The sequence below is a fragment of the Oceanisphaera pacifica genome, from assembly GCF_017498065.1.
GTDB lineage: Bacteria > Pseudomonadota > Gammaproteobacteria > Enterobacterales > Aeromonadaceae > Oceanimonas > Oceanimonas pacifica.
Genome location: NZ_JAGDFX010000002.1, coordinates 210,821 through 230,138, shown reverse-complemented (window position 1 = coordinate 230,138; position 19,318 = coordinate 210,821). Strand labels below are relative to the sequence as shown.

Genomic DNA, 19,318 nt, shown 5'->3' with positions numbered 1-19,318 from the left:
CTATCTCGCTATTCATCATAGACCATAATGGTGAGCAATGAGTGACGTTGCGGCTTATAGCCACTATTATTATTAACTTCTCCTTTTAGAGACTATTACTATTTTTTTGTGGATGTAGTAGGTGTTGGTACAAGAGGCGCTTAGATTATATTTAGCTCTTTTCTCTGTTCTAAAATAAAACGCCGGCTGAGCGCCGGCGTTTGGAAATTACTTTTTCTTATTAAAACGCATCAAGCGTTTGCGTTTGCGCATCTGGTTTTGAGTCAATTTATTCTTCTTGCCTTGATAAGGGTTGATGCCCTCATTAAACTCCACACGAATAGGCGTGCCCATTATCTGTAATGAACGACGAAAGTAATTGATCAAATAACGTTTATAAGAATCTGGCAAGGTATTAACTTGATTACCGTGCACAATAATGCGCGGTGGGTTGTAGCCACCAGCGTGAGCATATTTCAACTTAACACGGCGCCCCCCTACGAGTGGCGGCTGATGATCGTCTTGCGCCATCATCATGATCCGCGTCAGCATAGAGGTATTCACCCGTTTAGTGGCCGATTGGTAAGCTTCTTGAATAGACTCAAATAAGTTACCCACACCACTACCGTGCAGTGCAGAAATAAAGTGCAAACGTGCAAAATCAATAAAGCCTAACCGACGGTCTAGCTCGCGTTTGATATCTTCGCGCACCGTATCTTCAAGACCATCCCACTTATTGACTGCCAGCACTATACTGCGACCCGCATTGAGCACAAAACCAAGCAAGCTTAGATCTTGATCAGAAATACCTTCTCGAGCATCCACAACTAACAAGACGACGTTGGCATCTTCAATGGCTTTTAGGGTTTTAATCACCGAGAATTTTTCAACCGCTTCATGCACACGGCCACGACGACGTACACCCGCAGTATCAATCAAGATATATTCTTGCTCGTCACGCTGCATCGGAATATACACAGAATCACGAGTGGTACCAGGCTGGTCATACACCACCACACGCTCTTCACCTAAGATACGGTTAGTGAGCGTCGACTTACCCACGTTAGGGCGACCTACAATCGCTAACTTAATGGGTAAATCTGCAAATTGCTGAGCATCTTCTTCGTTTGCCTGATCCATGGCAGTCAGCAGTTCTTGCACCTGATCCTCGTCTAACTCACCAAAATCAAGCTCTTCTTCTGACTCAGAAACCTGCTCTGACTCTGGCTCGGCTAATAAGGTAGCAGCTTGTTGTTGCTCCTCTGCCAGCTCAGCTAACTGTGGTGCCAATGCGGTTTCAATTAAGCTAAGTACGCCACGGCCTTGGCTGGCAGCAATAGGATAAACACCGCCCAGCCCTAATTGATAAAATTCGCTTACGGCTGAGTCAGCGTCAATACCATCGGTTTTATTCACCACTAATAAGGTCTTTTTTTGGCAACGACGCAGGTGAGCCGCAATGCCTTCGTCTGCCGAGCTAAGCCCGGCCCTTGCGTCCACCATAAATAATACAACATCGGCTTCATCTACAGCGGCCAATGATTGTGCAGCCATTTCAAGCTCTATACCCTGCTCGGTGCCATCGATACCGCCGGTATCTACCACGATAAATTCCAACTCACCAATTTTTGCTTGGCCATATTGGCGATCTCGAGTGAGGCCAGGAAAGTTGGCCACTAAGGCGTCTCGGGTACGGGTTAAACGGTTGAATAGAGTGGATTTGCCCACGTTAGGGCGCCCCACCAGAGCCACTACTGGCATCATAAGATCAGTCTCCAAAAAACAATAACGGCTCCTGATCGTAGATCAGGAGCCGGTGGTGTACTTGTGTAACGCTTACGGTTGACCTATAGCCACCAAATCGCCACTACGGCTCTGCACATAAAGGAGGTCATCAACCACTAAAGGCGCAATATAAAGCCCTTTACTGTCGAGACGCTGCAGTGATTCAAGCACGCCTGTTTGGCGATTAAACCAGTACAAATATCCCTGTGCATCACCTGCCACCAGATAATCACCGAACACCGCTGACGCGGTTAGCTGACGATTTTCCAGCTCGGTATTCGACCATACTTCCATACCGCTACGCGCATCCACTGCAAATAGGTGGCTGCGGCTATCACTGATATAAAGTAGGCGTCCGTCGGTGCTTAGATCCTGAGAGCCCTGATACTGGCGCTTCCACAATTCTTGCCCCGAAATCAACTGATGAGCAGTCAGTTGACCATTATAAGCGATTGTAAACAGGATATCGCCTAAAATTACCGGTTTGGCAGCCACATCAACCATGCGCTCTAATTCAGTAGCTCCACGGGGGCTGGCAATACGGGTATCACGCACCGGCTGACCATTCGCCAATAAAGCGACACCTAAACGACCATCGGCACGACCGTATAATACCGCTCCGCCCACACTGACCGGCGTTGCCATGCTACGCAAGGTTAAGCTTGGCTGCTCATTACGCAGTTGCCATTGCTGCTCGCCAGTGCTTGAGTCTAGAGCAACTAAATTACCCGCACTGGTATGCACCACCACCTTGCCTTCATCTACGGCAGGGGCGGCTAGCACTTCGCCGGGTACAACTTGGGTCCAGAGTATTTCACCGTCCGATTGAGCAACCGCATAGACGATGCCATTTTCAGAGCCAAAATACAGATTGCCGTAGGCGGCTGTTAAGCCGCCGGAAATGCGTGGGCTGCGTTGATTGTCGTTAATGGCTAATTTATCGAGTCGCTGCTGCCACTGGCGCTTGCCGTTGTGGCGATCAAACGCGGCTAGCTTGCCATCTCGTGAGGCGGCAAAAATACGCTCGCCGTCCACTGCTGGTGCCAGCTGAGAATAAAAATCTCCAACGCCATTGCCCACTGAGGTTGACCACGTCGCTTTCGTGTTTAGCGTATTGTTAATATCGGGCAGCGGGCTAACTTGGATCACATCCGTATTGCTCGAGCAGGCACTTAGCCCCATGGCGAGCAATAAAGACAATACCGAGACCTGTTTGCGCATCATTATGCATCCTCACTCGGTTTATCAGATACACCTAAATTATCTAATTTAAGGCGTAAGCTAGGATTATCAGTCAGGCCACCAGCATCTCTGGCAGCGCGATAAGCGTCACTGGCATCAGCAGGCTTATCTTGCGCCATATACAGATCACCCTGAACTTCACTGCGCTGTGCGGCGAAGGCATCTGCCGTTACATTATTTAATGCAGCTTGTGCATCAGCTATATTATTTTGCGCTAACAAGACACGAGCCAGACGCAAACCAATAGTATTACTCAGTGCCTCATCTTGAGTGCCAGCTAGCGCTAACGCTAATTGCTGCTGAGCCAACGGTAATTGATTAGCTTTTATCGCTTCACTGGCCAACAACAATGCGGCCAGCTCACCGTAGTTGTTCCCTTGGTTTTGTTCCACAAACTCTGCTGCTGCATCAAATGCATCTGGGCCTTTACTGGCCAATTCACCGCTGACATACGCAAAGCTATCGGCACCGGCGGCACGGGTTTCTATTTGATCAGCTTGGTAATAACGCCAGCCAAATAAGCCCCCTAACCCGACAACAGCCCCTAATATGATCGATTTGCCATACTCTGACCACCAGCGTTTGAGGGTTTCTATTTGCTGCTCTTCCGTGCTATTAAAGTCCACTTAGATCACCTTTCAGCTGTTCAATGATATCGTTAACGGTCAAGGTTTGCTGTTCACCTTGGCCACGTAAATATTTAATGGTGACTTCACCTCGTGCCACTTCATCTTCCCCTAAAATAAGGGCCATGCTAGCACCGCTTTTATCGGCGCGTTTTAGTTGTTTCTTGAAGTTACCACCACCGCAGTGGCTCATCACGCTCAAGCTTGGAATATGGTCTCGCAACTGTTCTGCTAAGGCAAAACCGGCCACTTGTGTCGACTCGCCCATCATGGCGATATACACATCTGCAAGAGCAGGCTGCGTGTTCACTTTTTCTAGAGTTTCTAGCAGTAACACCAAGCGCTCCATGCCCATGGCAAAACCCACAGCAGGGGTAGCTTGTCCCCCTAACTGCTCCACTAAGCCGTCGTAACGCCCACCACCACATACTGTGCCTTGCGCGCCTAGGCTTTCAGTCACCCACTCAAACACGGTGAGGTTGTAATAATCAAGCCCTCGAACCAAGCGCGGATTGATTTCAAAGGCAATGCCTGCGGCGGTCAGTAAGGCCGTTAAGTTAGCAAAGTGAGCTTGCGTCGCTTCACCAAAGTAATCACTTAAAATAGGGGCGTCTTGTAATAACGCCTGTACTTGAGGATTTTTACTATCGAGTACCCGTAATGGGTTAGTGTGCAAGCGACGCTGACTGTCAGCATCAAGTTGCTCGTAATATTGCTCTAAATACGTTACCAGCGCTTGGCGATATTCTGCACGCTCTTCGGGCTGGCCTAAGCTATTTAGTTGCAACACTAAATGCTCACTTACCCCGAGCTGCTTCCATAACCGAGCCGTCAGCATAATTAACTCGGCGTCGATATCGGGGCCTTGCAGGCCAAACACTTCGACACCAAATTGATGAAACTGACGATAGCGACCTTTTTGAGGGCGTTCATAACGAAACATCGGCCCCATGTACCACATGCGACGTTCTTGATTATATAAAAGACCGTGTTGAATACCAGCGCGTACACAACCGGCCGTCCCCTCTGGTCGCAAGGTCATGCTATCGCCATTACGGTCGTCAAAACTGTACATTTCTTTTTCAACGACATCGGTCACTTCACCAATGGCGCGGCGAAATAAGCCAGTATTTTCCATCACAGGCATGCGTACTTCGCTATAGCCGTAGCTGGCCATTAATTGACGTAATACGGTTTCTGCTTGTTGCCAGGCGGGAGTTTGCTCCGGCAGGCAGTCGTTCATTCCACGAATTGCTTGAATTTGTTTGGCCACAAAAATATCTCTGTCTTTGACGGTGTAATAAATGCGTTTAAATCGGTTTAATGCCTAAGGTCAATCAAGGAATTCGACTTAGTCTTTGCCTTGTACCGGAATACGGGCATTGGGATCCATCATGGCCACTTTGGCTCGAATTCGACTTTCTAAGCTATCGACTAAGCTGCGGTTATCTAATCGACCAATGCGCTCGCCATCGTCGTATAAAGCGCTTTTGCGTTGGGCTCCTGCTAAGCCTAAGTCCGAAATAAGTGCCTCGCCTGGGCCATTGACCACGCAGCCAATAATAGATACATCCATAGGGGTTATAATATCTTCAAGGCGATTTTCTAACTCATTCACTGTGCTAATCACATCAAATTCTTGACGTGAGCACGACGGACAAGCAATAAAGTTAATACCTCTAGAGCGAATACGCAGTGACTTTAATATATCAAAGCCCACTTTAATCTCTTCAACCGGGTCTGCCGCCAATGAAATACGCAGCGTATCGCCTATGCCTTCGGCCAGTAACATGCCTAATCCCACAGAAGATTTCACCGCCCCAGAACGAAAACCACCGGCCTCGGTGATCCCTAGGTGTAAAGGCTGCTCAATTTGACGTGCCAGCTCTCGATAAGCGCCCACCGCTAAAAAGACATCGGAGGCTTTAACGCTAACCTTAAACTGATCAAAGTTAAGGCGGTCGAGTATATCAACATGGCGCAGGGCTGATTCAACCAAAGCATTGGGGGTGGGTTCACCGTATTTTTCTTGAATTTCTTTTTCAAGCGATCCGCCATTCACACCAATACGAATGGGAATGCCTTTGTCTCGCGCACAATCCACAACAGCACGTACTCTGTCTTCACGGCCAATGTTGCCTGGGTTAATACGTAGACAATCAGCACCGTACTCTGCTACTTGTAAGGCAATACGATAGTCAAAGTGAATATCAGCAATCAAGGGTATTGTGGTGTTAGCACGGATCACTTTAAAGGCTTCTGCCGCCTCCATAGTAGGGACAGATACCCGCACCATATCGGCGCCCACTTTTTCAACCGCCCGAATTTGGGCCAGCGTCGCCTCAACATCTGTGGTGAGCGTATTGGTCATGGTTTGCACACTAATAGGGGCATTACCACCGACTAACACTGAGCCTACACGAATTTGTTTAGATTGACGTCGCACAATAGGAGAGTCATGTAAGGACATTAGTTACTCTTGCTTTAATCAAGGGGAATCGTCAGTCGGGCTGCCCGACCGGCACTAAAAGAGGATAAGTCGACGGTTTGGTTCATATATTCAATATGAGCCGCACCGGGTACGCCTAACACCACCTTAAAAGGAGGCTTTCCTTCTAACGCTAAGGTCTGCTGCGCTGTTTTAATCCCTTCACTCAGTGTTACCCCGCTACTGTCGGTAATTCTAATCCAGCAGTCATCACTAAAGCGTAAACTGAGTAGTCTAGGGTTGGCGTCTGGCATTGAATCTGCTTGAGAGGGTTCACTTGTGGCTACAGTGGACTCAGCATCGGCCTCGGGGTTATTCGCCTGAACGCCACCACTCGCTTGTGCATTTGTGGTGGGGGTATTCCCGTCAGCATTAGGGATTACTTGCGTGTTAGCATTAGGTTCGACGTTCGTTAATGGGGTCTCGGATGTATTAATTGCGTCCAGTGGCGAGTTAGACGAAGCTGATACCTTAGGCTCAGAGAGATTTGTAGCGCTCTGATCATGAACCACAGGAGAGCCCCGTCCCATTTGTTCAGCACCGCCCTCTTGCCACCACCAGTAAACTAATGATACGAGTAAACCTAAAAAAACGAACCAGCTAATGCGCTTTAGCCATTTATCACTGGCTTGTTGACGCGTTTTTTTAGAAAAGCTTTTCATTGATGCTTCAAACGCTGGCTCTTCAGTATTCACGACATCAAATGCCGCTAATGCCTGACGCTCATCCACCCCTACCACTTTGGCATAAGCTTTGACATAACCGCGTAAAAAAGTGGTTGCCACTCCGGCTTTATGTTGATCGCTATCAATCGACTCGATCACTGCCAGTCGTAAGTTAAGTCGGCGAGCCACCTCTGCTTGCGTCCACCCTTTAGCCTCGCGAGCATGACGCAATAAGGAGCCAGGCCCAGAGGTTATTGGAGTGTCAGCCTGTGGCTGTGTATCTGCTTCATTTATCGTCATTTAATAACAATCGCCTAGCCTGTTATGAGTCTGGAAATAAGCGTCTTGATGGGCAGCGGTTATCTGCTCTTCATTGCGACTTTGCTGCCAATTCAATACGTGCTGTTAACCATAAACGTGTTGGACTGGGTTAATTATAGTAGGAAACACCACAGCCTAGTTACACATGACCACGGCCTGCTAGAAATGTTCCCATTAACACTAAAAACCCTAAGTGAACTCACCTCATCCGCCACACAATAGCACTAAACGACAGACTATAACGCTTTCTTAAACTATTGTGACGGATATAGGTTGCTCCTGCATCCGTTTTTTCATGGTGCGCTTGGTACGGTCAATAACATCACCCACCAGCTGACCACAGGCGGCATCGATATCATCGCCGCGGGTTTTACGAATCGTGACCGTGTTGCCATACTTCATCAAAACTTTATTGAAGCGATCAATACGGCTGTTGCTCGGCTTGCCATAGTCATTGCCTGGGAAGGGGTTAAAGGGGATCAGGTTGATCTTACAAGGTAAGTCTTTTAAGAGTTCCGCCAATTCTTCCGCATGTTCGGTGCCGTCATTCACATGATCAAGCAGCACATATTCGATGGTCACTTTGCCATGATTCGCATTGGATTTACTAATATAGTTACGCACACTCTCAAGCAAAGTCGCAATGTTGTACTTATCGTTGATGGGCATAATTTGTGAGCGTAATTCATCGTTGGCCGCATGCAAGGACACTGCTAGTGCCACATCTATCATGTCACCCATTTTATCCAGTGCTGGCACAACACCTGAGGTAGATAATGTCACTCGACGTTTAGACAAACCAAAGCCAAAGTCTTCCAGCATTAAGCTCATCGCTGGCACCACATTATTTAGGTTAAGCAGCGGCTCACCCATGCCCATCATTACCACATTAGTAATGGGTTTACGTTCATTGTCACGCACAAAACCAACACGACTGGCGGCACGCCAAACTTGGCCAATAATTTCTGACACTTTTAAGTTGCGGTTAAAGCCCTGCTGTGCGGTCGAGCAAAACTTACAATCGAGGGCACAACCTACCTGAGAAGACACACATAAAGTCGCTCTGTCGCCATCGGGAATATAAACGGTTTCTACTTCTTGGGAACCGACCTGCATCGCCCACTTAATGGTGCCGTCATCAGAAATTTTTTCGACGCTGATTTCGGGAGCCTGAATTTCCGCTTTTTGTTGTAACTTGGCACGCAATACCTTGTTGATATTGGTCATTTGCTCAAAGTCGTCACAACCGTAGTGATAAATCCATTTCATCACTTGATCGGCTCGAAACGGTTTTTCGCCCATCTCTTCAAAGAAGGCGCGCATCCCCTTACGATCCAAATCTAGTAGGTTTACTTTTTTATCACTCATTTCGGTTGCCTCATCGCTTACTGACCAGTGCCCACAGGGGCGCGAAATTGTACAGAATTTAGCAAAGACTTACCAGAGCTACACCATAACCCCATAAAAGCGCACCAGATACTTGGTGCTTGCCCTTTATTCATATTTAGATGCCGACAGTTTGTAATGACTGGCAGCTCAGATGCTAATGGGCAGGCAGAGGGTGTCTGCTCCGTCGACCCTCCGCGCCAGGGAGGGCGCGGCGGAGCCCGTATGGGGCAGCTTGCTGCCGTGTACCTCTGCTGGGTGATGGACCAAATATCCTGTGAATATTTGCAGCCGTTACCCAGCAAAGGTGGCTAGCCCAGCGGCGAGTCGAGCGGAGTAGCGCGCTCTGCCTGATTACCACTCAAATATCAAAAAAATATGTGATGAGATGACAGGCTCGGCGCCACTCTTACAACCCCATTGCATATTTCATTACTCGTTTTTTCAGCGGCCCACTGTGCTCGGCGGCTTTTAACCCTAAATTACGCAACACTTTTATTGGCAAAAAATTATTACTAAAGGTGTGATAACACACATCCATCGCCGACTGCATCAACAAATTATCGGGCCGGCGCCCACGCTGATAACGCGCTAACCGCTCAGCAGCGGCAAAGTCTAATTTAGCCACAAGCCCTTGATGAATCAGCTTATTAAGTAGGGCCACATCTTTAAAGCCTAAATTCACCCCCTGGCCTGCCAGCGGATTAATGGTATGAGCGGCATCGCCTAACAACACCACAGCCCCTTTTACATATTGATTAGCATGACGCCGACGCAAGGCAAAGCTGCCTTTATCTAACACCTTTATATTGCGCATTCTGGCCGGGAAATGTGCCCGAGCTTGCTCGGCTAATACCGAATTATCCAGCGCAGTCAGCGCCTGAATGCGCGCTTTGTGATCATACCAAACCAATGAACCGCGCTTTTCTCCCATGGGTAAAAATGCCCGAGGGCCGCTGGCACTAAATTGCTGCCAAGTGGTATCGGATTCTAACTCGTCCGCTTCAATACTGATCAACATGCAATGCTGACTGTAATCCCAAGCTGTTACGCCAATACCCGCCAGCTGACGAGTCACAGATTCAGCCCCATCGCAGGCCAGCACCAACTTAGCCTGCAACTGCTGGCCTTCGGTCAAGCTTAACTGCGCCCCGGCCTCATTTTGTTGTAAGGCGCGCACACCATTAGGGCAATCAAGATGTACATTGGGGTGCTTGGCTAACTCCTGCCACAAGCCTAGCTGAATAATGCGATTCTCGACCATATATCCAAGATAATCACATTTAAGTTCCGCTGCACTAAAGCGGGTATAAAAGCCGTCAAGCTCAGCGGCTTCTAAGCACTGATAAGGCCAAGCGCGCATGGCTATAATATGTTGCCAAGCACCAGCTTGCTCTAATAAGCGTACCGAGGTGGCACTAATGGCGGACACGCGCAAATCTGCGGGCTGTTCGGCGCTAAACGCCTTGGCCGTTCGCGCTTCTATAACACGAATATGCAAGCCGGTTGGTGCCAACAATGCCGCTGTTAATGCGCCCACCATGCCGCCGCCCACAATGGCAATATCGCAGTGTTCTTGTTTGTCCATGTGCTCACCTCATTATTTTTAGGCTATTCTAACGTAACTCTATTGTTTAATTGACAGCAAAGCGATCAATTATCTGTTTGAGTTAATCCCTGAACTGTCAGTGTTTTTTATGAAGCGAACCCTGTACTTACCCCAAACTGTTGCTTTTTTTCCGATCACTCTTCACACGCTTGCTGGTCACTCGCACTCTAAGAGAGTAGAATTATCGCTCTATACCCATGTCCTTTAGCGTTATTAACGCGGTCGTAATTCAAAGAGTGCCATGAGCAAAAAACTACATATTAAAACTTGGGGCTGTCAGATGAACGAATACGATTCATCTAAGATGGCCGTTCTGCTAGACGCCGCCCACGGTTACGAGCTAACTGATGATCCTGCACAAGCGGATGTATTGCTGCTAAATACCTGCTCTATTCGTGAAAAAGCACAAGAGAAAGTATTCCATCAGCTAGGCCGTTGGCGCCCACTAAAAGCCGCTAATCCTAAATTAGTGATAGGTGTGGGGGGCTGTGTTGCCTCTCAAGAAGGGGAAGCGATTCGTGCCCGAGCACACTATGTAGACTTGGTATTTGGTCCTCAAACCCTGCATCGTTTACCCGCCATGATCAAATCGGTAATGGAAGGTAACGGGGCTCAAGTGGACGTGACTTTTCCTGAAATAGAAAAGTTTGACAACTTACCCGAGCCAAAAGCCGAAGGCGCCAGTGCTTATGTCTCCATTATGGAGGGCTGCTCTAAGTATTGCTCGTTTTGTGTTGTGCCTTATACCCGCGGTGAAGAAGTCAGCCGTCCGCTCGATGATGTCTTGTATGAAATCGCTCAATTAGCGGATCAAGGGGTACGCGAAGTTAACCTTTTGGGGCAAAACGTTAACGGTTATCGCGGTGATACCCACGAAGGTGACATTTGCAGTTTTGCGGAATTACTACGCTTAGTGGCCTCAATTGATGGTATCGACCGTATCCGTTATACCACCAGTCACCCTATTGAGTTTACTGACGACATTATTGAGGTGTACAAAGACACACCTGAGTTAGTCAGCTTTTTGCACTTACCGGTACAAAGTGGTTCAGATCGTATTTTAACGCTAATGAAACGAGCTCATACCGCATTAGAGTACAAATCTAAAATTCGTAAATTACGGGCAGCTCGCCCCGATCTCACCTTAAGCTCAGATTTTATTATCGGCTTTCCCGGTGAGTCGAACGATGACTTTGAACAAACAATAAAGTTAATCGAAGATATAGGGTTTGATTTAAGTTATAGCTTTATATTTAGTGCTCGCCCAGGCACACCGGCTGCCGATTTGCCAGATGATGTGCCTTTGGATGAGAAAAAAGCACGTCTTGCTAAATTACAAACACTGATTAATAACCAAGCACAACAAATCAGTCGCCAGATGATGGGCTCTACTCAGCGTATTTTGGTGGAAGGCCCGTCCAAGTTAAACCCAATGGAGCTGCGTGGCCGTACTGAAAATAACCGCGTGGTTAACTTTGAAGGGCCGCACTCACTGATTGGTGGCTTTGCCGATGTAGAAATCATTGAGGCTCGCCCCAATAGTTTACGTGGCCAATTTGTACGGGGCGAAGATGAAATGGGGTTACGTGTACAAACCTCACCACAAAGTATTCTCACCCGACGCCCCGATGGCGTAGCCGATGAAGTGGGTGTGGCGACGTTTACCCCTTAAATAAAGCGTTAAGCGATCAGCTGTAAGTATAAGTTAAGGAAAAACACTAGCCTACAGGAGCTGTGTTTAAGATTTGGCTTATAGCTGAAAGCTTACGGCTGATAGCTTTTTTAGAACAGGAGTTAATTTGACCTCTGCTGTCACTACCTTAGAATTTGAATTGCAGCCCGCTGACGGCCAACGTCTGGCGAGCTTATGTGGTCCTTTTGATGATAATATTAAACAATTAGAGCGCCGTCTTGGGGTAGAAATCAATTATCATAATGAAGATTTCACCCTCATTGGCGCCCAGCGGTTAATTAACGCTGCGGCACAGATCCTCACCGATCTTTATGTAGACACCCAGCCCGTACGTGGCCAAGGTCTGGCTGATATTACGCCTGAGATGGTTCACTTAGCGATTGAAGGCAGCCAAGTGCTTGATCAAGCCTCTCAATCAGATGAGCATTATCAGTACCGCAACGAGGTCAGTATCAAGACTAAGCGGGGTCTTATTAAACCGCGCTCACCCAGTCAAGCGAATTACGTTACAGATATTATTAACCACGACATTACCTTTGGCATAGGCCCAGCGGGAACAGGCAAAACCTATCTGGCGGTAGCAGCTGCCGTTGATGCCCTAGAGCGCCAGCAAGTGCGTCGTATTTTGCTTACTCGCCCCGCGGTAGAAGCCGGTGAAAAACTGGGCTTTTTGCCCGGTGATTTAAGCCAAAAAGTAGACCCTTATTTGCGTCCCTTGTATGACGCTTTGTTTGAAATGCTGGGGTTTGAAGAAGTAGAAAAGCTGATTGAGCGTAATGTTATTGAGGTGGCTCCACTGGCCTATATGCGCGGGCGTACTTTAAATGATGCTTTTATTATTCTTGATGAAAGCCAAAATACCACGGTTGAACAGATGAAAATGTTTTTAACCCGCATTGGCTTTAACTCACGCGCGGTGATCACTGGAGATATCACCCAGATAGACTTGCCTCGTAATGCCAAATCAGGCTTACGCCACGCCATTGAAGTGTTACACGGCGTAGAGGGCTTATCGTTTGATTTCTTTCATGCTGAAGACGTGGTGCGCCATCCCGTGGTGGCACGTATTGTACGTGCCTACGAGGCATTTGACTCTCAGCAGCAACCACAAACAACCAGCGCGCAAAAAGCCCCCTTACTACAGCAAGATGTAAGTACTCCAACGAATAATGAGACACCATCATGACTTTATGGTTAGATGTACAAATTGCCTGTGATGATGCGCCATGCTTACCTAGCGAACAACAGCTAGAAAGCTGGCTACGAGCTACCCTTTCTTCTGAGCGCGAAGAAACCGAGTTAACAGTACGCTTAGTGGACGAAAATGAAAGTCGTGAGCTTAATCGTGACTATCGCGGTAAAGATAAGCCGACCAATGTATTATCATTTCCATTTGAAGCTCCGCCAGGTATCGATTTACCCCTATTAGGTGACTTAGTGATTTGTCGCCAAGTAGTTGAACACGAAGCACAGCAGCAACAAAAACCACTTGAAGCCCATTGGGCCCATATGGTGGTGCATGGTTGCTTGCATTTGCTCGGCTTCGACCATATTAAGGATGATGAAGCCGATATAATGGAAGCCAAGGAAATTGCCATTTTGGCAACACTTGGCATTGCCAATCCCTATCTTGATGATGAAGGTTAAATTAGGTCAATGAGCGACGATAACTCGAACTCAGATTACGGTTCGTCCACTAAGAAAAATTGGTTAGAAAAACTAGGCCAAATGTTTCAGGGCGAACCGAAGAACCGTGAAGAATTAGTAGAAGTAATCATGGACGCCAGCCAGCGTGAGCTGATCGATCAAGATACTAAAGATATGATTGAAGGCGTACTAGATGTAAGCGAGCTTAGAGTTCGCGACATTATGATCCCTCGTTCACAAATGGTGACCGTAGAAAAATCTCAGCCAGTTTCTCATTTTCTACCGATGATAATCGAGTCAACGCATTCGCGCTTTCCGGTGGTTAATGAAGATAAAGATCATATAGAGGGCATATTGCTAGCCAAGGACTTGCTGCAATATGGTCTGGCTCTCACTGATGAAAAATTTTCTATCGATGATATTTTACGCCCCGCTGTGGTCGTTCCCGAGAGTAAGCGGCTCGATAAGCTGCTAAAAGAATTTCGCCAAGAGCGTTATCACATGGCCATAGTGGTGGATGAGTTTGGTGGGGTTTCGGGCTTAGTGACCATTGAAGATATTCTTGAGCTGATTGTTGGCGATATAGAAGATGAGTTTGATGCTGAAGAAAGTGCCGAGATCCGCCAAGTTACGTCGCGGGTTTATACGGTGGCAGCATTAACCGATATCGATGATTTTAACGACTTTTTTCAAACGGACTTTAGTGACGAAGAAGCAGATACCGTAGGGGGCTTGGTAATGCATGCTTTCGGGCATTTACCCGCTAAAGGCGAGCAGTTAGAAATTAATGGCTTTATTTTTAAAGTCGCCCATGCCGATCGTCGACGTCTGTTACAGTTGCAAGTTAAGATACCTGATAATCAGGAAACCTCTACTTCGGAAGACATATAAACGTGCGTCATTACTTGCTTTACATAGGGGCCCTGCTTAGCGGGGCTCTTGGCGTTTTGGCTTTTAGCCCATTTGGTTATTGGCCACTCGCTCTTGTCTCTTTACTGAGCCTGTATGCATTCACCCAGCCTCAGCCCCCTAAGCAGGCAGCTAAACATGCTTTTATCTGGGCAATTGGCTTTTATTTTGTGGGTTTATGGTGGATCCATAACAGCATGACTCTGTTTGGTGGTCTGCCTTTATGGGCTGCTTTTTTATTAGTCGCCCTACTGGCGGCGTATTTAAGTCTGTATACCGCCGCCGCCGTTTGGCTGGCTCAGCGACTAGTGCCTACCCCTCGCTGGCGTGCCTTATTAGTGTTACCCGCATTATTAATGCTGGCCGACTGGCTGCGCGGTTGGGTATTAACGGGCTTTCCTTGGTTATGGTTTGGCTATAGCCAGCTGGATGGGCCGCTGGCAGGTCTTGCCCCTATTCTTGGAGTACAAGGCATTAGTTGGCTGTTGACATTCTCAGCCGGTGCACTTTGGCTGGGCATTCGCCGCCACTCACACTGGCGTTGGTGGCCAAGTCTTGGCGCACTAGTCCTGTGGGCAGTTGCAATAAGCACTCAATATATCCAATGGGTTACGCCTACTCAAAGCAGCCGCTTTGCGCTCATTCAAGGCAATATTGAACAATCACTAAAATGGGTATCTGGCCAGCTTGAATATAGCATTGATCGCTATATGAACCTTACTTTACCCGAACGCCAAGCCGATGTGGTAATTTGGCCCGAATCTGCACTGCCAGAAACCGAGCAGCGCTTGGCTCCTTGGTTAGCACAAGTCGACCGATTAATGCGAGAACGCGGTCAAAGCCTGATCACCGGCTTAGTCTCACAAGCTGACTCTGGCGCTATGTATAACTCAGTGATTACTTTGGGCCGTAATGCTATTCCCTATCAACTTGAACATACGAATCGCTATTATAAGCAGCACTTAGTGCCCATTGGTGAGTTCGTCCCGTTTGGCGACTTACTGCGCCCTTTAGCTCCCTTTTTTAACTTACCCATGTCATCCTTTGCACAAGGTAAGGCAAACCAGCCCGACTTAAACGCCGCAGGACAACAGCTTAGCGTGGCCATTTGCTATGAGGTCGCTTTCCCAAGCTTGGTGCGCAATAACATGAAACCCGACACTGATTACCTGCTCACCTTGTCAAACGATACTTGGTTTGGGCGCTCAATTGGTCCGTGGCAGCATCAACAAATTGCCCGCATGCGTTCTTTAGAGCTAGGGCGTCCGCTCATTCGTGCCACTAACAATGGCGTCACCTTAGTGACAGATGAAAAAGGCAAGCTAATCGCAAGTTTGCCGCAATTTGAGCATGGTGTATTGAATGCCAATGTGACAGGTATGACGGGCCTCACACCTTATGCTCGCTTTGGTGGCACACCTTTGTTTGCCTGGCTATTAATTAGCGGCCTATTCGGTGCCAGCCAAGGCCGCCGCCAATATCGCGGCCAACAACAGCGACTGGCCGCCCAAGAAAACCTAAGAGCAAAAGCAAGAAGTTAACGTTTAACGCCGTAAGCTGTACGACATACGCGGCACAGAAAACAAAAACGCCGCATCAACAGACGCGGCGTTTTTTATTGCCCTAACACGCAGAGTAAATCGTACGGCATAACACTGTTCTTTAGTACTTATACGTATAGCGTACGGCGTATCACGTACGGCGTATCACGTACGGCTGTCACTTACACCGCTAATGGACGGCGAATAAAAGCAGTATGATTACACTCTAAACAGCTGGTGAGCACTTCGGGGTGAGTCACTTCGTGAGAATGTGCGCACAGGGTGCAGTCGTAACGGCCAGGCCCCACCACTTCACCCGCTTGATATTCACCATTATTGGTCAACTCTGTGGCTAACTCCTGCCACTCTAACTGACTTTTATCGGTAATTTCCGATACCCATCCCCAAACGGTTTCTTTAATGCGTCGATAAAATAAGCTGTCTCTAAACTCATCGCCACTGTCTTCAAGCTCCACCAAGTCTCGCTTTACATACTCAGCAATCAACGCCAGCTCGTCTTTGGTTAAGTCACTGGCCGCCTCCATATAAGCTTGTGTGGTTTCAACCAACTCTTTTATGCTGGTATTTTCACTTTCTTGCCAACGCTTATGCAAATCGTCAACAAAGGCATCATAGCCACTTTTCTTTTTCTTATGTTGGTTATCCATGCTCAATCTCCTTTATCATAGTGAGCACCCAGGGCACGGCTATTGTTGCCTTTCCTCCCCTAAGGTATTCTATGGCTATTTAGAGCCTTGGTTTATTACCTAATTCACAAATCCGGATATCATTCATGCAAGAGCAATACATTCCCCAAGATATTGAGCCCAAAGTGCAACGCTTGTGGGCAGAACAGCAGACTTTTAAGGCCACAGAGCAGCCAGGTAAAGACAAATTTTATTGTTTATCTATGTTTCCTTACCCGTCAGGCCGACTGCACATGGGGCATGTACGTAACTACACCATAGGTGACGTTATCTCTCGCTACCAACGCTTGCAAGGTAAAAATGTACTGCAGCCCATAGGTTGGGACGCCTTTGGCTTGCCTGCCGAGAATGCCGCCATTAATAACAAGACGGCGCCCGCACCTTGGACCTACGAAAATATCGATTACATGAAAAACCAGCTGAAGCGCTTGGGCTTTGGTTATGACTGGGATCGTGAGTTTGCGACCTGTACCCCTGAATATTATCGTTGGGAACAATGGTTTTTCACAAAGCTGTACGAAAAAGGCTTGGTTTATAAAAAAACCTCGTCGGTTAACTGGTGCCCTCACGATGAAACCGTACTGGCCAATGAGCAAGTCAACGAAGGCTGTTGCTGGCGTTGTGACACTCCGGTTGAGCGTAAAGAAATTCCGCAGTGGTTTATTAAAATCACCGAGTACGCTGATGAGCTATTAGCTGATCTTGACACCTTAGATGAGTGGCCCGAGCAAGTTAAAGCCATGCAGCGTAACTGGATTGGCCGCAGCGAAGGTGTGACCTTAACCTTTGGCGTGGCCGACCAAGCACCAGAGCAAACTCAAGCATTGGATGTGTACACCACGCGTCCCGATACGCTAATGGGCGTAACCTATGTGGGCATTGCTGCCGGTCACCCTTTGGCAGAGCAAGCTGCTAAAAACAACCCCAAGCTTGCAGCTTTTATCGAAGACTGTAAACACAACAGCAATGTTGCCGAAGCAGACATGGCCACCATGGATAAAAAAGGCGTGGCCACTGGCTTATATGCCGTACACCCATTAACTGGCAAACAAGTCCCCATTTGGGCCGCCAACTTTGTGTTAATGGATTATGGCTCTGGGGCGGTGATGTCGGTACCGGCACACGATCAACGTGATTACGAGTTTGCCACTCAATATGGCCTTGAGATTACTCCTGTGATCAAGCCTGCCGATGGTAGTGAGCTAGATATCAGCACAGAGGCGTACACCGAACAAGGGATACTATTTAACTCCGGCGAATTTGATGGCTTAGATTTTCAAGCCGCCTTTGATGCCATTGCCGATACCTTAATCGAGAAAAAGCTCGGTGAACGTACCGTTAACTTTCGCCTGCGTGATTGGGGCGTGAGCCGCCAGCGTTACTGGGGTGCCCCTATTCCGATGCTGAACCTAGAAGACGGCTCAGTGGTCGGCGTACCTGAAGCAGACTTGCCCGTTATCTTGCCAGAAGATGTGGTGATGGATGGCATTCAAAGCCCCATTAAAGCCGATGCCGAGTGGGCCAAAACCACTTATAACGGCCAGCCTGCACTGCGTGAAACCGACACCTTTGACACCTTTATGGAGTCATCTTGGTATTATGCCCGCTATTGCAGCCCAGAATACGACCAAGGCATGTTGGATCCTGAAAAAGCCAACTACTGGCTACCCGTGGATCAATATATTGGCGGCATAGAGCACGCTTGCATGCACTTATTGTACTCGCGCTTTTTCCACAAGTTATTGCGTGACACCGGCTTAGTAGAATCTGACGAGCCCTTTAAGCGCTTATTGTGCCAAGGCATGGTACTGGCTGACGCCTTTTATCATACCGATGAAAAAGGGGCTCGTACTTGGGTTAGCCCTCTAGATGTCACCCTTGAGCGCGACGAAAAAGGCCGCGTTAAAACGGCAAAAGACCAAGCAGGTAACGAACTGGTGCATACCGGCATGACCAAGATGTCGAAATCAAAAAATAACGGTATCGATCCGCAGGTGATGATCGATAAGTACGGTGCTGATACCGTGCGTTTATTTATGATGTTTGCCTCCCCTGCTGATATGACGCTGGAATGGTCAGATTCAGGGGTAGAAGGTGCACAGCGCTTTATTAAACGCTTATGGCGTTTGGTGTTTGAGCATCAATCTCACGGCCCTGTTGACGCGCTTAATGTCGCCAGCTTAAGCCGTGAGCAAAAAGCCCTGCGCCGTGCTGTACATAAAACCATTAACAAAGTCAGTGACGATATTGGCCGCCGTCAAACCTTTAATACCGCCATTGCCGCCGTAATGGAGCTGATGAATCAGCTGACTAAAGTAGACATGAGTGATGCCCAAAACCGCGCGTTACTACAAGAAGCACTGGAAGCCATCACGGTAATGCTACACCCTATTATTCCCCACACTGGTGTTGAGCTGTGGCAGGGATTAGGCAATACAGACATCGACCATGCCCCTTGGCCAGAGGCTGATCAAAGTGCACTTATTGAAGATGAAAAGCTTATTGTGGTGCAGGTTAATGGCAAGGTACGCAGTAAGATTACCGTCGCCGCAGATGCCGCAAAAGAGGACGTTGAGCAAACGGCACAAGCCGATGAGAACGTGGCGCGTCACCTTGAAGGCAAAACCCTACGCAAAGTGATTTACGTACCCGGTAAACTGCTTAATATAGTGGCGAATTAATAGCTGTCAGCTATCAGAACAACAAGTACCCTATTCAAG

The 19,318-nt window shown here is 48.0% G+C and carries 15 protein-coding genes; 6 read left to right on the top strand and 9 right to left on the bottom strand.

The window, feature by feature from the left end; genetic code table 11:
• Positions 1–207 precede the first annotated feature (207 nt).
• From der to J3U76_RS02455, 8 genes are all read right to left on the bottom strand, one after another.
• Complete coding sequence (der, locus tag J3U76_RS02490; protein WP_481130278.1) at positions 208–1,740, bottom strand: ribosome biogenesis GTPase Der; 1,533 nt, start codon at positions 1,738–1,740, stop codon at positions 208–210.
• A gap of 75 nt (positions 1,741–1,815) precedes the next feature.
• Positions 1,816–2,985 (bottom strand): outer membrane protein assembly factor BamB, encoded by a 1,170-nt coding sequence (bamB, locus tag J3U76_RS02485; RefSeq protein WP_481130277.1) that lies wholly within the window; start codon positions 2,983–2,985, stop codon positions 1,816–1,818.
• 2 nt (positions 2,986–2,987) lie between these two features.
• Positions 2,988–3,632: a tetratricopeptide repeat protein gene (locus J3U76_RS02480; protein ID WP_208004087.1), complete on the bottom strand. Its 645-nt coding sequence runs from the start codon at positions 3,630–3,632 to the stop codon at positions 2,988–2,990.
• On the bottom strand, positions 3,622–4,905 hold the full coding sequence (gene hisS, locus J3U76_RS02475) for a histidine--tRNA ligase (RefSeq protein WP_208004086.1): 1,284 nt from the start codon (positions 4,903–4,905) through the stop codon (positions 3,622–3,624). The genes J3U76_RS02480 and hisS overlap by 11 nt, the downstream gene beginning before the upstream one ends.
• Positions 4,906–4,983: 78 nt before the next feature.
• Positions 4,984–6,102 (bottom strand): flavodoxin-dependent (E)-4-hydroxy-3-methylbut-2-enyl-diphosphate synthase, encoded by a 1,119-nt coding sequence (ispG, locus tag J3U76_RS02470; RefSeq protein ID WP_208004085.1) that lies wholly within the window; start codon positions 6,100–6,102, stop codon positions 4,984–4,986.
• 14 nt (positions 6,103–6,116) lie between these two features.
• Positions 6,117–7,085: a RodZ domain-containing protein gene (locus tag J3U76_RS02465; RefSeq protein WP_208004084.1), complete on the bottom strand. Its 969-nt coding sequence runs from the start codon at positions 7,083–7,085 to the stop codon at positions 6,117–6,119.
• A gap of 270 nt (positions 7,086–7,355) precedes the next feature.
• A complete protein-coding gene (gene rlmN / locus J3U76_RS02460; protein WP_208004083.1) occupies positions 7,356–8,474 on the bottom strand; it encodes a dual-specificity RNA methyltransferase RlmN in 1,119 nt (372 codons plus the stop codon).
• Between the two features lie 427 nt (positions 8,475–8,901).
• Positions 8,902–10,080 (bottom strand): FAD-dependent monooxygenase, encoded by a 1,179-nt coding sequence (locus tag J3U76_RS02455; protein WP_208004082.1) that lies wholly within the window; start codon positions 10,078–10,080, stop codon positions 8,902–8,904.
• Between the two features lie 262 nt (positions 10,081–10,342).
• Here J3U76_RS02455 and miaB point away from each other — a divergent pair, with 262 nt between their 5' ends.
• From miaB to lnt, 5 genes are all read left to right on the top strand, one after another.
• Entirely contained in the window at positions 10,343–11,773 is a 1,431-nt protein-coding gene (miaB, locus tag J3U76_RS02450; protein WP_208004081.1) for a tRNA (N6-isopentenyl adenosine(37)-C2)-methylthiotransferase MiaB, read from the top strand.
• A gap of 127 nt (positions 11,774–11,900) precedes the next feature.
• Positions 11,901–12,980 carry a PhoH family protein gene (locus J3U76_RS02445; RefSeq protein WP_208004080.1) on the top strand — a complete coding sequence of 360 codons (1,080 nt, stop codon included), beginning with the start codon at positions 11,901–11,903 and terminating at the stop codon, positions 12,978–12,980.
• Positions 12,977–13,441, top strand: a complete 465-nt coding sequence (gene ybeY / locus J3U76_RS02440; protein WP_243453998.1) for an rRNA maturation RNase YbeY — start codon at positions 12,977–12,979, stop codon at positions 13,439–13,441. The genes J3U76_RS02445 and ybeY overlap by 4 nt, the downstream gene beginning before the upstream one ends.
• Before the next feature lie 9 nt (positions 13,442–13,450).
• Positions 13,451–14,332 (top strand): CNNM family magnesium/cobalt transport protein CorC, encoded by an 882-nt coding sequence (gene corC / locus J3U76_RS02435; RefSeq protein ID WP_208004079.1) that lies wholly within the window; start codon positions 13,451–13,453, stop codon positions 14,330–14,332.
• 2 nt (positions 14,333–14,334) lie between these two features.
• On the top strand, positions 14,335–15,891 hold the full coding sequence (lnt, locus tag J3U76_RS02430; RefSeq protein ID WP_208004078.1) for an apolipoprotein N-acyltransferase: 1,557 nt from the start codon (positions 14,335–14,337) through the stop codon (positions 15,889–15,891).
• Between the two features lie 182 nt (positions 15,892–16,073).
• On the opposite strand, the gene J3U76_RS02425 is transcribed toward lnt, so the two are convergent.
• Positions 16,074–16,559 (bottom strand): zinc ribbon-containing protein, encoded by a 486-nt coding sequence (locus J3U76_RS02425; protein WP_208004077.1) that lies wholly within the window; start codon positions 16,557–16,559, stop codon positions 16,074–16,076.
• 125 nt (positions 16,560–16,684) lie between these two features.
• On the opposite strand from J3U76_RS02425, the gene leuS reads away from it, so the two are divergent.
• The gene (gene leuS / locus J3U76_RS02420; RefSeq protein ID WP_208004076.1) at positions 16,685–19,279 is read left to right on the top strand and encodes a leucine--tRNA ligase; all 2,595 of its coding nucleotides are present in this window, start codon (positions 16,685–16,687) and stop codon (positions 19,277–19,279) included.
• The last annotated feature ends 39 nt before the right edge of the window (positions 19,280–19,318 follow it).